General features: G+C 40.5%; 12 protein-coding genes and 1 pseudogene. 3 read left to right on the top strand and 10 right to left on the bottom strand.

The features are described 5' to 3' along the window. The first annotated feature begins 24 nt into the window (after window positions 1–24). Complete coding sequence (kynU, locus tag MuYL_RS12910; protein ID WP_094570973.1) at window positions 25–1,302, top strand: kynureninase; 1,278 nt, start codon at window positions 25–27, stop codon at window positions 1,300–1,302. A 42-nt stretch (window positions 1,303–1,344) separates the two neighbouring features. After that, window positions 1,345–2,247 (top strand): annotated as a pseudogene (locus MuYL_RS12905) (histone deacetylase family protein). A 4-nt stretch (window positions 2,248–2,251) separates the two neighbouring features. Here MuYL_RS12905 and MuYL_RS12900 read toward each other — a convergent pair. The 3 genes from MuYL_RS12900 to MuYL_RS12890 all read right to left on the bottom strand — a co-directional run bounded on the left by MuYL_RS12900 (window position 2,252) and on the right by MuYL_RS12890 (window position 4,839). After that, window positions 2,252–3,631 (bottom strand): MATE family efflux transporter, encoded by a 1,380-nt coding sequence (locus MuYL_RS12900; RefSeq protein WP_094570972.1) that lies wholly within the window; start codon window positions 3,629–3,631, stop codon window positions 2,252–2,254. Window positions 3,632–3,744: 113 nt separating this feature from the next. Then, window positions 3,745–4,368, bottom strand: coding sequence for an AlbA family DNA-binding domain-containing protein (locus MuYL_RS12895; protein WP_094570971.1), 624 nt, complete (start codon window positions 4,366–4,368; stop codon window positions 3,745–3,747). 18 nt (window positions 4,369–4,386) lie between these two features. Next, a complete protein-coding gene (locus MuYL_RS12890; RefSeq protein WP_094570970.1) occupies window positions 4,387–4,839 on the bottom strand; it encodes a GNAT family N-acetyltransferase in 453 nt (150 codons plus the stop codon). Between the two features lie 253 nt (window positions 4,840–5,092). Here MuYL_RS12890 and MuYL_RS12885 point away from each other — a divergent pair, with 253 nt between their 5' ends. Next, complete coding sequence (locus MuYL_RS12885) at window positions 5,093–5,272, top strand: hypothetical protein (protein WP_094570969.1); 180 nt, start codon at window positions 5,093–5,095, stop codon at window positions 5,270–5,272. A gap of 54 nt (window positions 5,273–5,326) precedes the next feature. On the opposite strand, the gene MuYL_RS12880 is transcribed toward MuYL_RS12885, so the two are convergent. The 7 genes from MuYL_RS12880 to MuYL_RS12850 all read right to left on the bottom strand — a co-directional run bounded on the left by MuYL_RS12880 (window position 5,327) and on the right by MuYL_RS12850 (window position 14,764). After that, window positions 5,327–6,121 (bottom strand): SDR family NAD(P)-dependent oxidoreductase, encoded by a 795-nt coding sequence (locus MuYL_RS12880; RefSeq protein ID WP_094570968.1) that lies wholly within the window; start codon window positions 6,119–6,121, stop codon window positions 5,327–5,329. 257 nt (window positions 6,122–6,378) lie between these two features. Continuing rightward, on the bottom strand, window positions 6,379–7,692 hold the full coding sequence (locus MuYL_RS12875) for a tetratricopeptide repeat protein (protein WP_094570967.1): 1,314 nt from the start codon (window positions 7,690–7,692) through the stop codon (window positions 6,379–6,381). Window positions 7,693–7,698: 6 nt separating this feature from the next. After that, window positions 7,699–8,781 (bottom strand): tetratricopeptide repeat protein, encoded by a 1,083-nt coding sequence (locus tag MuYL_RS12870; protein ID WP_094570966.1) that lies wholly within the window; start codon window positions 8,779–8,781, stop codon window positions 7,699–7,701. Window positions 8,782–8,820: 39 nt separating this feature from the next. Then, window positions 8,821–11,364, bottom strand: a complete 2,544-nt coding sequence (gene gyrA, locus MuYL_RS12865; protein ID WP_094570965.1) for a DNA gyrase subunit A — start codon at window positions 11,362–11,364, stop codon at window positions 8,821–8,823. 256 nt (window positions 11,365–11,620) lie between these two features. Continuing rightward, window positions 11,621–12,046: a hypothetical protein gene (locus tag MuYL_RS12860; RefSeq protein WP_094570964.1), complete on the bottom strand. Its 426-nt coding sequence runs from the start codon at window positions 12,044–12,046 to the stop codon at window positions 11,621–11,623. A 50-nt stretch (window positions 12,047–12,096) separates the two neighbouring features. Then, window positions 12,097–13,011: an oxygen-dependent coproporphyrinogen oxidase gene (gene hemF, locus MuYL_RS12855; RefSeq protein WP_094570963.1), complete on the bottom strand. Its 915-nt coding sequence runs from the start codon at window positions 13,009–13,011 to the stop codon at window positions 12,097–12,099. A gap of 520 nt (window positions 13,012–13,531) precedes the next feature. Then, window positions 13,532–14,764, bottom strand: coding sequence for an MFS transporter (locus MuYL_RS12850; protein ID WP_094570962.1), 1,233 nt, complete (start codon window positions 14,762–14,764; stop codon window positions 13,532–13,534). Window positions 14,765–14,769: the final 5 nt, after the last annotated feature.

Genomic DNA, 14,769 nt, shown 5'->3' with positions numbered 1-14,769 from the left:
CGAGCGTTTTAATTCAATAATTCTATGATTTTTCAGAACACTTCACAATTTGCCGACTTGCTCGATGAACAGGATCCGTTAAAAAACTTCCGGTCAAAGTTCCTGGTGCCACAGCATAAAGGAAAAGATACGTTGTACTTTTGTGGTAACTCATTGGGCTTACAGCCGGTAACAGCTCAGCACAACATAAATGGAATATTACAGACCTGGCAAAACCTTGCTATTGAAGGTTTTTTTGCGGGGGAAGATCCTTGGCTGGGTTATCACAAAAAATTAACACATACGCTTTCGTCAATTGTGGGTGCTAAAAGTGAAGAGGTTACCATTATGAACTCTCTTACAGTAAATCTTCATTTACTGATGGTAAGTTTCTATAAACCAACAGGTAAAAGGTATAAAATAATCATGGAAGGCAGTGCGTTTCCCTCAGATCAATATGCACTGGCAAGCCAGGTAAAGTTCCACGGATATGATCCAAAAGACTCAATTATCGAAATCTTTCCGCGCGATGGTGAATTTACGCTACGTACGGAAGATATCCTGGAAGTTATAGATCAGCATGCGTCTGACCTCGCACTGGTACTGTTTGGCGGTATAAATTATTATACAGGCCAGTGTTTTGACATGCTGTCAATAACCGCGGCAGCGCATAAAGCTGGCGCTTATGCCGGCTTTGATCTTGCCCATGCTGCAGGTAATGTAGTTTTAAAGCTGCATGATTGGGATGTTGATTTTGCCTGCTGGTGCGCTTATAAGTATATGAATTCAGGCCCGGGTGGGATTAGCGGGATTTTTGTTAATGAAAAACACTTTGCTAACCCCTATTTAAGCCGGTTTGAAGGATGGTGGGGATTTAAACAGGACGAACGTTTTTTAATGCCGCATGATTTCAAACCGGAAGTTGGTGCGGCTGGGTGGCAGTTAAGTACCAGCCCGGTTGTGTTATTAGCCCTTCATAAGGCCGCCCTGGACATTTTTGAAGAGGCGGGCGGCATTGAGCCGCTCCGCATAAAAAGTGAGCTCCTAACCGCTTATTTGGAGTTTTTAATCAACGATATCAACACAAATAATAATGATGAGTTATTTAGGATCATCACTCCGAAAAATAAAGTTGAACGCGGCTGCCAGCTTTCTCTGGTCTGCAAGAAAAATGCCAGGCAAACCTTTAATTTTTTAATGGAAAACGGCGTAATGGGCGATTGGCGGGAACCAAACGTAATTCGTTTAAGTCCGGTACCGCTTTATAATAGCTTCATGCAGGTTTTTGAACTTGGACAGATACTAGCTGCCGCTGTGGTTTAAATCAGCTTGAAAAGTCAGCCTTTTAATTACCGGTAATCTCAAATGTTAAAAATAGCTTACGATCCTATATACGCGCATCCATTGCCAGAGGGGCACCGTTTCCCGATGCTTAAATACGAGCTGATCCCGGCGCAACTGCTTCACGAGGGACTTATTAACGGGGCGAATCTATTTTCGCCGGGAATTCCTGCTGAAGAAACTATCACACGGACACACGATAAATTATATTGGGAACAATTGCGCGATTTAACCCTGCCGCCGCGCGAACAAAGACGCACAGGTTTTCCGCTCTCCGCTCAGCTTGTTGAACGCGAGATAAGGATTGCGCAGGGAACAATAGACGGTTGCCATTACGCTAGACAGTTTGGCGTAGCCTTTAATGTTGCCGGGGGAACACATCACGCCGGGACAAATTGGGGCGAAGGCTTTTGTTTGTTAAATGACCAGGCTATTGCCGCTAATTACTTACTAAACAATGATTTGGCATCATCTATCTTAATAATAGATTTAGATGTTCACTAGGGTAATGGCACGGCTCAGATCTTCGACGGGAATTCAAAAGTATTCACCTTCTCTATACATGGTGCAAATAATTTCCCGTTCAGGAAAGAACATTCGGATCTGGACTTGCCGCTTCCTGACGGAGTCAGTGATGGCGAATACCTCGACCTGCTAAAACAAACGCTGCCTGTTTTGATAGCGCGGCAAAAACCTGATTTTATATTTTACCTCGCAGGCGTTGATGTGTTGGCGTCGGATAAGCTGGGCAAACTGGCGTTGAGTAAATCAGCCTGTAAGCAACGTGATCAGTTTGTATTTGAGCAATGTATCGGCAACAATATACCAGTACAAGTTAGTATGGGTGGTGGATACTCACCCGACATTAAAGATATTGTCAAAGCACATTGCAATACTTTTCGCGCTGCCGGCGACTTGTATTTTTAAAAAGCTAATCCTGCGCTATAATTAGAATCGCTTTGTCCTGCCTGTGTTTTCTGCTGATATATTGAAAGCGAAAAAACAATAGGATTGCTGAAGTCATTAAGCCTAAAGTTAACCCATACCAAATACCGTTAACACCAAGGTGAAAAATGATCCCCAGGATATAACCGACCGGCAACCCAATAACCCAGTAGGCTATAAAAGTGATAACCGTAGGAATATTAACATCGCCCATGCCACGCAATATCCCAAGGCCCACTACCTGTGTTCCATCAAATAACTGAAACAATGCAGCTATAATAAGTAGCTGTGCTGCAATGCTTATAACTATTTTATCTGAAGTGTACATCCATGGAAGAATATGATTCCCCAACATAAAAACACAAGCTGTTGCGAACATAAATACCAAAACGATGTGGTAGCTTGATATAGCTGAATACCTGAGGTTTTCGTGTTCTTTCGCGCCAAAATGATTTCCTGACTTTATTGCTGCCGCGGCTGACAACCCGCTTGACATCATGTAAGTGATTGATGCAAGATTGATAGCTACCTGGTGGGCAGCCTGTTCATTGTACCCTATAGTGCCAATCAAAATTGCAGCACCGCTAAATGCGCCAATTTCAAATGTATATTGCAGGGCAACCGGGGCACCTATTTTTAAAATTTGAAAGCAGCGTGAACGGCTGATACGGCTTAGTACAAAACTTTTTATATATTTTTCAAACCGCGCTGATTTAAAAAGATATACGCCCATAACAATTGCCATTACGCAACGGTCAATAAGAGTGCTGTAACCAACACCCTGGATTCCCATAGGGGTAATACCGAAGAAGCCTTTCACAAAAGTTATTCCCAGGCAAATATTTAAAAGGTTGCCCCATATGGAAATTAACATAGCTTGTTTTGTAAAACCCAGGCCCTCGGCAAATTGCTTAAATGTGTTAAAAATCAGCATAGGGATAATTGATAAGCCAAGTAATATTAAAAACGGCCTGGCTTGCCTGGCAACCTCGGGTGTTTGATCCAGATGACCCAATACCAATGTCGAGGCCAGAATGGTAAGTAAAAAAAGTACAATTCCTGTAACTACATTTAAAAAAAGACTGTTTGAAAGCAGTTTTCCGCATTCATCATAATCATTTCGCCCGTTAAGTTGGGCTATCAGCGGTGTGGAACCGTATGAAATCCCGATACCTATCACCAATACAATAATAAATACACTGTTTGCTAAGGACACAGCTGCCAATGATACGGTACCTGCAAAATGCCCTACGATGATACTATCCGAAGTTTGAACCAGGGTATGTCCAACCTGTGAAATAACGACAGGAATGGCAAGGTGCAGGTTGTCGCGGTAATGATTTTTATATTTTTGATAGATGGTCATATTGGCGCTACGGCATTAACTTCGCTATTATCCATAAATTGGTAAATTGGATCATTTGTATTTTATTGTAAGCCTTGCAGCCAATTAAACACTTAGAACAGTTTGTAAATGGACTATATAGCGGTATAAAACTCTTCTTTTTCTGTTGTATTAATCCTGATGATACCGGATAGAATAAGGTCAACCAATAATTTTTGCGCTTTACGCCGGCCAATTTTCAGGAGGTCACAGCACTCGTTAATATTAATACGCGCTGTTTTTTCCAAATATTCAAGCAATGCTTTTTCGTTATTTGAATATTCAATTAATACTCCCTCATTACCGGATGAACGCTTAAGCACATCAACCACAATTTTACTAGCAAGAATGCTTTTGTCCTTTACCCGCACATACACCCACCATTTTCCATCTTCCGCAAGTGCATAATGTGGCTTTAAGGCGCTTTCTTCTATATCAACAATCAGCACCAGCTTATCATCAACATAAACCTCCTCAAATATGGGCTCCAGTGCCGGCCTGGAGTACAAATGAGCTGCTTTTGTTATCATATAACGCTCCTCATCCTCCGATTTTACACCCTTTATGGTACCGTCATCAGCAACACCTATTAAAAGTTTGCCGCCTTTATTATTTGCATACGATACCATTGTGCGGGCTATTTTTTCGCAGCTGGTAATGGTTTTCTTAAAGTCAAGCGTAACACCTTCTCCCTCAAAAATCAGCCTTTTCAAATTCATTGTTGATCCTTCTCTGTTTTACGGTCGGTAAGGTGTAAATATCTCCATCCATCTTTCAGGTTTATTAATTTGTTTAAACCCAAACTGGGTGTATAAGCCTTGTGCATCAGCAGTAGCCAGCGACCAACGTCTTAACCCTTGTAAATCATTGTGTTTGAGAATAGTTTGCACCAGCCATTTAGATAAACCAATTCTTTTGTATTCTGTTAACACAAAGACGTCGCAAATGTATGCAAATGTAGCCTTATCAGTTATTACACGGGCGAAGCCCGCTTGTTCATTTCTAAAATAGATACCAAAGCATAAAGAGTTTTCAATAGCTCTCCTCAGCGTATTTTCAGGGATCCCACCTGCCCAATAGGATTCCTGGTCAAGGTATTTAAAGATCATTTCAAAATTAAGCAGGCTTTTATCGGTAGAAATATGGAAGCCTTTCTTAATAAAAGCACTGTCGTTCATTATCACACTCATAATTTATTAAAGATTTGAGGTAAAGCGGGTAGGGGAAGTGCTTAAAATTTCAATAACACCCCTTATTGCTAAATATCTGAAAATTCCCCGTAAAAGCAACTGAAGCAGAAAAGATTTACTACTTAGTTCCTCTTCTGACACCATAAAATTAAATTTGTATTTCTTGAAATATTGTATTTATTTAACTATTAAGTAAATAAAGCAAACAGTTAGGAAGTGTTCCCGTTATAGGTTATACAAACACGTAACACCTATGAAAAAGCAAATTTTAAATTTTGCGCTGATCGCAGCGATGATCGGCTCAATAGCATCAGGCTGCAGCTCTTCAAAAAATGCAGGTACAAGTGATACTACTAAAAAAGATACTGCAAAGATGACCGTACCACCGGCAGCCAAGCCTGATACAATGAAAAAGGATACAACGCATCACTAATTTGTAGCTGTTGCATTGCTAACGCCCGGATTCAGAAGCCCGGGCGTTGTTTCATTAAAATGGACTTTTTACCAACCCGCCATCAGCACGTACAGCAGCGCCATTGGTCGCAATTGATAAATCACTGGCTAAGTAAGCTACCGTACTTGCAATTTCGTCAGGATCAATAAACCGCTGCAGAATTGACGTTGGTCTTGCCGTTTTAAAAAACTCCTTTTCCATTCCCTCAATTGTCAAGCCTTTTTGAACCGCCAGATCCTTCACAAATGTACCGGCACCTTCAGACCAGGTTGGGCCAGGCAAAACGGCATTTACAGTTACCTTAGTGCCTTTTGTTAATTCAGCTAAACCGCGTGCAACAGCTATTTGAGCGGTTTTTGTCATACCATAATGGATCATTTCTTCAGGAATTTGTAAAGCAGACTCACTTGAGATAAAGATAATGCGGCCCCAATTTTTTTGGAGCATTTTATCAAAGTAAGCTCTTGATAAACGAACGCCGCTTAGAACATTTACCTCATAAAATTTCAACCAATCTTCATCTGTAATATTTCTAAATTCTTTTGGTTCAAAAATCCCTACATTGTTTATTAATATATCTACTTCCGGTAATGCTGTAATAAGCTTCTCTATTTGGTCTTTATCTGAAAAGTCTGCGGCAATTCCCCGGATGTTCGCATTACTGGTTTCATTAATTAAATTTCTAACAGCATGTTCGACACGCGCATTAGTGCGTCCGTTTATAACTACTTTAACGCCTTCAATAGCCAGGGCTTTTGCAATAGCATATCCAATACCAGCAGTTGAACCGGTAACCAGCGCTATTTTATTTTTTATTTTAAGATCCATGATAACTATTAATTTTCACAAACAAGTTTAAGTATGTTTTTTGGATAGTAAAGTTATTTTGAAAAAGATTGTTTGAGAGTGACAATTGGAGTTATTGGAAATATCTTTTATTTATCACATAATTAACATTATGTTAAGTAATAAATTCGGTTAGTGGAAGCTAGTCCGCGTAAATTACTATATATAAGAAAACGGGAGGCTTATACCCTCCCGTTTTCTTTTTACAAAGCGACTACCGCTACATTTACTTTTCTAAATTATTTAACCGGGGCGCCTGTACCAAGCGCATCAATCTGTTGCTTTAGTTCATTAGCTTTCGCTTTATTTTCGGCAGCATGTGGAGGGTCTAGTTTTGCTCGGTAATAATTTCTAAGGTTTGTCAAAGCGTCTATCGATTTCGCGTTCAAATCCACTGCTTTTTGCAAGTATGGTTTTGCTAAATCAAGCTGTGCATTTGATTTTGCAATAGCAACATCATATTCCTTTTGTTTACTTGCAGGCAATTTGTTTGCAGCATTAAATATATCAAGTGCCGGGCGCATTAAAACATAACCCAGGTTCATGTTTGCTTCAAAATAAGCAGGGTCAATTTCAATTGCTTTTTTATAGGCGTCGGCAGCTTTACCATAATTTTCAAGTGCCACAGCATGTTCCTTGGTTTTAGTCGCATCGTCTTTGGCTTTCTCTGCTCTTGAATTCGCAGCATCAGCCACTTGTGAATAAGTCAAAGCAAGGTAATACTGAAGTTCTTTATTCTTAGGATCATTTGCAATTGCGCTTTGTATTTTACCTAAAACTTCAGTTTGTTTGCCGCTTTGCAAAGCCATTTCAATTTCCCTTTTACGAAGATCGGAAAATGCGGGATATTTGGCTACACCCTCGCCTGCTATTTTAAGCGCATTAGTAGTATCTTTTGCAAGTAAATAAATACTGGTCATATCAAGATATACCCTTGCATTTCCTGAGTATTTTGTTGTTAACAGCTTGGTGTAGTTTGAGATAGCTAAAGGATAATATTTAGGATCCTTATCGCCCGCATTTGCCGCAGATAGTGCTGTGTAGTAGATAGCGTTGGTATCTTCAGGTAAAACTGTCCGATAATAATCAAATTCCTTATAGGCGTCTTCGTACTTTTTGTTCTGATAATCCTTAACACCAGCAGTCAGTTTATATTGGGCTAAATTAAGATTTGCGGCCTCTATTAGTTTTTTATTTTCGCCTTTGATGTCAAGTTCTTTCGCTTTTTTGACAGCATCATCAGCTGCTGCAAATAACGGTGCAGATGTTGTAGCTACCGTATCATCAACAGCTAACGATGAATAAATGGCTGCTTTTAGAGCTGATGTAGCAGGCAGGTTAGCCGTTTTCTCGTTTGTGGATGCCTTGTCAATAGATGTTTTGGCATTTTGGATACTAGCATTAGCCTTAGAAGCAAGCGCAGCTACCTTTTGCCCCCTTAAAGATGCATAGGTGTCATATTCGCTTTGCGCATTATTTAATTCTCCTTTTTGTGCAAAGGTGGCTGCCGAAGCCAGGCCTAAAAGGCATGTCATCAAAATTTTGATTTTCATGGTTTATTATTGATTAGTTAACTGTTTTAGTTTATTGTTTATCCTGTTTATTTGGTCTTCGTTTCCTGATTGTGCATAAACCAGTTGCAATGCTTTAAGACAATTTGCATTATTTGGCGATATTTCATTTGCTTTTTCAAGCCATTGCGCCGCCCGGCTATTATCGGGAGAATCGCCCTTCTCCTGTTTGATAACACTTTCCTTTAAATATAATAACCCAAGGTTATATATCGGATCGTAAGATGAACTATTCAACTCTATCGAACGCAGATACAGTGATTCTGCTTTCTCAGTTTGGTTTAGATGATCATAACATACCGCTGCCACAAATGCAATATCTGCGTTATTTGAATTAACATCCAATAGCGCTGGTAATAATGGTGCCAATGACCGGTAATCCTTCCTATTACTATAGATATTTGCCTCATCAAGCAGCAATGTCTTATCATTTGGTAAATGTTTACGACCTTTCTTTATAACGTTCAGAGCGCTTAACGTATCACCAAGTAACTTGTAATTATTTGACGCAGCCTGCACATACTCCGCCTTAACACTGTCGCTATTGATCAAATCTGAATAGTATTTTGCGGCAGTTTGCATGTTACCCAATTTATTATTTGAATAAGCTATGTACGCATCAAGCTGTTTAAATGACGGTGCGTACTTTTTTGCACTTTCAAACAGTTGCAAAGCATTATGAAAATCAGATTTATTCATATATGCAAAAGCCTTACGCATGTAAACATTAGCCAGACATCGTCTTGAATAATCCAACTCAGCTGGATATTTGTAAGATTTTCTTTTTAATGATAACTTATCGAGCAGGTCTGTTGTCTGTAAAAAAAAGTTGGCAGGTTGGTTGAGCTTATTTAACGTATCTATATACAAAATGCTCGAATTTACAACAATTCGATAAACGGTCTTCTGTACGTCCATCGAGTCGGCCCGGGTAGTTATCAGGCTATCCACAGACTTTTTGGCATTTGCTAAATACTTAAGGTCCTTTTTTTGTTTGTAAAAGGCCAAACTGTTAACCACGCCTTTAAGTACTTCTGTTTGGCAAAATGCTACAGAAGCACTAAAAGACATAATTAAAACTGGTAATATAATTTTACGGCAAATCATTCATTATTCATTTATATCATCAGCAGCAGGCGCTATACCCGGGTTTTCAGCATTTTCATCTAACTCTTTATCCTCCTCGTCATCATGCTCAATTTTAGCCACCGATGCTATCTCGTCATTTCCTTTCAGTGTAATGAGCCTCACGCCCTGGGTAGCTCTACCCATGGTTCTTAACTCACTTACTGCTATCCTTATGATAACACCCGACTTATTGATGATCATCAAATCCTCATTATCTGTAACGCCTTTTATGGCAACAAGTTTTCCTGTTTTTTCAGTAATGCTTAAAGTTTTCACGCCTTTACCACCGCGGTTGGTTACCCTGTAATCGTCAATATCAGTACGCTTTCCATAACCTTTTTCTGAAACTACCAATACAGTTGTTTCAGGGTTATCAATACTAATCATGCCAACAACTTCATCTTCGGCATTTTCAAGCGATATCCCGCGCACACCGGTTGCGGTACGCCCCATCGGCCTAACTGTCGATTCATTAAATCGAATTGCACGGCCTGATCTTAATGCCATTACAATTTCGCTGGTACCTGTAGTTAACGTTGCTTCCAACAATGAATCGCCTTCATTAATATTAATGGCATTTATACCATTAGCACGCGGACGTGAATATGCTTCGAGCGAGGTCTTTTTAATGGTACCTTTTTTGGTACACATAATGATGAAGTTATTCTCCAGGTATTCTGTATCCTTTAGGCTTATCAGCTTAATGTACGCCTTAATGTTTTGTTCTTTAGGGATATTAATGATATTCTGAATCGCCCTGCCTTTTGAGGTACGTGTCCCTTCCGGAATTTCAAATACCCGTAACCAGAAACACTGACCTGATTCGGTAAAGAACAGCATGTAATTGTGATTTGATGCAATCAATAGATGCTCAATAAAATCGGCATCACGGCTGTTGCTGCCAATAGCACCTTTACCGCCCCTGCCCTGCCTGCGATATTCAGTTAAAGGTGTGCGTTTAATATACCCCTCGCGTGATATGGTAATCACAACATCTTCATCCTCAATAAAATCTTCGGTATTCATCTCCGCAGATGAATGAACCATTTGTGTTCTGCGCTCATCGCCGTATTTATCGCGGATCTCGATCAGCTCATCTTTAATTATCTGCATCCGCAGGCCTTCATCAGCCAAAATAGATTTCAAATAATCAATCAGTTTCATCAGGCCTTCATACTCATCTTTAATCTTATCACGCTCAAGTCCGGTTAAACGCCTTAACGTCATATCCAATATAGCGCGTGCCTGTAAATCGCTCAGGCCAAACTGGGTTATTAATCCTTCCCTTGCATCGTCAGGCGTATTTGATGCTCTGATCAGCTTAATTACCTCGTCTAAATGATCTAACGCAATCAGTAATCCTTCCAGTATATGCGCGCGTTTCTCGGCTTCTGAAAGTTCAAATTTAGCACGACGGATGACCACCTCGTGCCTGTGCTCAACAAAATGATGAATCAGGTCTTTTAGCGTCAGCAGCATAGGCCTGCCGTGTACCAAAGCAATATTGTTTATACTGAATGATGTTTGAAGGGCAGTGTGTTTGTACAGGTTATTCAATACAATAGCCGCATTAGCATCCCGTTTTATTTCGTAAACAACGCGGATACCCTCCCTGTTAGACTCGTCCCTGATGGCTGAAATGCCATCAATCTTCTTTTCATTCACCAGTTCGGCGGTGCGCTCAATCATGAGCGCCTTGTTGATCTGGTAAGGAATTTCAGATACGATAATACGTTCACGATCCCCGTTATATACTTCAATTTCGGCTCTTGAGCGAATCACTATCCTGCCGCGGCCTGTTTCAAAAGCCTGGCGTGCCCCTTCAAATCCATATATGATGGCCCCTGTTGGAAAGTCAGGCCCCTTAATATGCACCATTAATTCATCAATAGTAATGTCGCGGTTATCAATTAGCGCTAACGTTGCATTTACTACTTCTGTTAAATTGTGTGGCGCCATGTTAGTGGCCATACCAACCGCAATGCCTGATGCCCCGTTAACAAGCAAATTAGGAAATTTGGCCGGTAAAACAGTTGGTTCCTGTAACGAGTCGTCAAAGTTTAGTTGGAAATCAATAGTATCTTTGTTGATATCGGCGAGCATTTCTTCAGCTATCTTTTCAAGCCTAGCTTCTGTGTAACGCATTGCCGCAGGCTGGTCACCATCAATTGACCCATAGTTGCCCTGCCCTTCAACAAAAGGGTAACGAAGGCTCCACTCCTGGGCCATACGCACCATGGCGTCATATACCGAGGTATCGCCATGCGGGTGATATTTACCCAATACCTCCCCTACAATACGGGCCGATTTTTTATAAGGTTTATTGTTAGCTAAACCCAAATCAAGCATCCCGTATAAAACGCGCCTGTGTACCGGTTTTAAACCGTCACGCACATCAGGCAGAGCCCGTGATACGATAACCGACATTGAATAATCAATGTAGGCTGCACGCATCTCTTCATCAATATTTATCGAAATTATTCTATCTTCTGGTGGTGTACTTCCGTTTTCTGTTTCTTCGGCCATTTTTTATTTCTGTGTAGATTCTTCTCTGTTTGGTTTGTTTAAAAAAAGGTTTCTAAACCACCCGCGAAGTTAAGAAAATTAATGGTTTAACCATGTCAATTTTAGTAACAAATATACATGTGGACGGTATAAAACTTTGGAAATTCAGTTGAAAGATAATGCAAAAAAATAAGATTCGAAAATTGCTGGAGTCTTCTGAAAAGACATCCGCTGATGCTTTTTTCACTGCAAAATGTTCGCCTTTTTTTTAATTTAATTATCTATCAGATTTTACGCGCCTCTTCCAATATTCCTTTATTTTATTGCCATTTGGCAAGGTTCCGGAAAGTGTCAGAGTGTCATTCCGTATGCTGTAAATATACCTAAGCCCCACTCCTATTAATTTTGATTCCTGTTCGCTAAAGGTTTGTGTTTCAATGCAGGTATCGGCGCTTAAACTGTAGTCCCCCGCTTCATATTTCCGCGGCTTCTCACCTTTCTCCAATAAAAACGACTCGTATTTTTTTGACGAATATATCCGCTGTAAACTATAATCTGTTGGAGCGCCCTCAACCTTCCCGTTAAATTCATCACCGCAATATTCCCAACTCCCCTTTAACGGGTTTGAATAACTGAAGGAAGTGATAATAAACCCGAAAACGATCAGCCACCCGGGTAGCCATTTGCTAAAAAAATTACTCATAAAGTATAAAACCCATTTTTCGGTCAAATATTATCAATCATTACATTCGGTTAAACCCAGTTAATGCCTTTTTTCAATAGCGATAGCGTTTTTTCCTCCTCGCTACCGGGTACAGGCTGGTAATTATAAACCCATTTGGCAGTTGGCGGCAAGCTCATTAAAATAGATTCGATTCGGCCATTGGTTTCAAGGCCAAACTTGGTTCCGGCGTCATAAACAAGGTTAAATTCGGTGTAGCGGCTGCGTCGCTGGTATTGCCAAAACTGTTGCGCTTCGTTAAACGTTGAATTGCGGTTTCTGTTAACCAGCTCTGTGTAAATCGGGATGAAAGAACGCCCCACGCCCTTTGAAAACTCGAAAATATTTTCCCAGGTTAGCTCACTGTTAGCCGTTAGCCGATCATAAAAGATCCCTCCAACCCCGCGCGTTTCATTCCGGTGTTTAATAAAAAAGTAATCATCGGCCCATGTTTTAAAACGATGATAAAAATCATGGTTGAATTTATCGCAAACGGATTTTAGATAAGCATGAAAGTATTGCGCGTCGGCATCAATCACATAATGCGGTGTAAGATCAATTCCGCCACCAAACCAGCGTATAGGCTCGCGCCCATCGGCAAATGACGATGGTATTTCAAAATACCTGATATTCATGTGAATGATAGGTACCATCGGATGATTGGGGTGGATAACGATAGATACGCCCGTTGCAAAAAAGTCATCATGGTCAATATTTAATGCCTTTTGCATGGTATGCGGTAGCTGGCCGTGTACTGCGGAGAAATTAACACCGCCCTTTTCAAATATGTTCCCATTTTGAATTACCCGTGTACGCCCGCCGCCCCCGCCGTCACGCTCCCATTTTTCCTCTTCAAAATACGCCAGGCCATCACATTGTTCAAGCGCTGCACAAATTTCGTCCTGTATCAGCTGGTATTCAGCCGCTATCTGTTCCTTGCTTATCATGGGGGTAAAGTTGGTGATTTTTTTGGGACACACGCAATAATTTACATCTCACATATTAGATAAACTGGTCCTTGAAATTACCAGAATCAACCCTGGCTATGAAAAAAATGCGTTTAGGTCGTGTCTAAAACACCCCGGAAACGGGCAAAACGCATTTTGGTCATGTCTCAAAATGGCCAAAAACGGGCAAAGTGCATTTAGGTCATTTTCTATAGACGTCACAAAACGGGCAAAAACCATTTAGGTCATTTGGTATGAAAACCGCCAGCAGCAAATACAGGGCGATAAACCCCACTGTTTAAAGCCTTAAATCATTATTTTAAAGCAATCACTTTGTATCAAATTTATCCATTACAAAAAATTAACCTATTCGATTGCTAAGTCGATTTGCGAGATGCTTTTGGTGTCAACCAAAGAAAATGGTAAGGCCGTCGAAAACTTAGTTTCAACGTACTACAAATATACAAAATATCGGTTGAAATAATTAGTATCAGAAAAGGAAAGGCATGAAAAATCGTCGCTAAGAAATTTCCAGGTAATCCAAATCTTTTCCAAAGGTTTCCTTTAACTGGCTTAATGAAAACAAGGCAATTACAGTTAGAATCCCCATCATGATATACCCGCTCGTTATCATCCCGTAATGTGTAACCAACGCGGTAAAAGCTAAGTTAATTGGAATTAAAGAGCCTCTTACAAAGTTTGGAACGGTAGTAGTTACCGTTGAACGAATGTTTGTGCCGAATTGCTCGGAAGCAATGGTTACAAATGTAGCCCAGTAACCTACGGAGCATCCCATAAAGAAACAAATCCACACAAAATGCCCTGCTGTCAATCCTTTGGAGCTTAAATAAACCACAACACTTACCACTGATATTAACAGAAAAACAGCCATCGTTAGCTTCCTTGATTTGGTAACCTGCGCCAGGAGGCCTGCAAAAATATCGCCCACGGCAATACCAATATAGGTGTATAAAACGCCATCTGCTGCGCTTAATACATCTTTAGCGCCCATAGCTTTACCGAACTCCGGAGAAAGCGTAACCAGTACGCCAACAACGTACCACAATGGCGCACCTATTAAAATACAGTAAATGTATTTTTTAAATCTATCCCAGTTAGTAAAAAGCATCAGGAAATTCCCTTTCGAAATATTGGTTTGTTCAATATTTTTAAACATTCCTGATTCAAAGGTTCCTATCCTTAACAGTAGTAAAAGTATGCCTAAGCCTCCGCCTACTTTATAGGCATTTTGCCAGCCATGTTTTGCTACCATTACCGCTGCGGCTGCCCCAAAAAGGCCAATAACAGCAACTATCATGGTACCGTATCCCCTGTTCTCTTTGCTCAGCGTTTCACTAACCAGTGTAATACCGGCGCCTAACTCGCCGGCAAGGCCCACACCGGCAATAAAACGTATAATCGCGTAGGTGTTTACATCGTGCACGTAAGCATTTGCAAAGTTGGCTAACGAATAAAGCAGGATAGAGCCAAACAGCACTTTGATGCGACCGAGTTTATCGCCAACAACTCCCCACAATATACCGCCTAATAATAAGCCAAACATTTGTACATTAATAATGAAAACACCTTTAGGTAGCACCTCGGCCGGACTAACACCAATATCTAAAAGACTGGCTTTCCGTACTATCGAAAAGGTTAAAAGGTCGTAGATATCAACAAAATAGCCCAGGGAGGCTACAAGTACTAAAAAAATAATATTTCTTTTTGCTTTGGCAGCAGTCAGATCGGTCATAATTG

Source organism: Mucilaginibacter xinganensis (genome assembly GCF_002257585.1).
Lineage (GTDB): Bacteria > Bacteroidota > Bacteroidia > Sphingobacteriales > Sphingobacteriaceae > Mucilaginibacter > Mucilaginibacter xinganensis.
The sequence above is the reverse complement of the archived record's forward strand: the minus strand, read 5'-3'. Positions and strand labels throughout refer to the sequence as shown.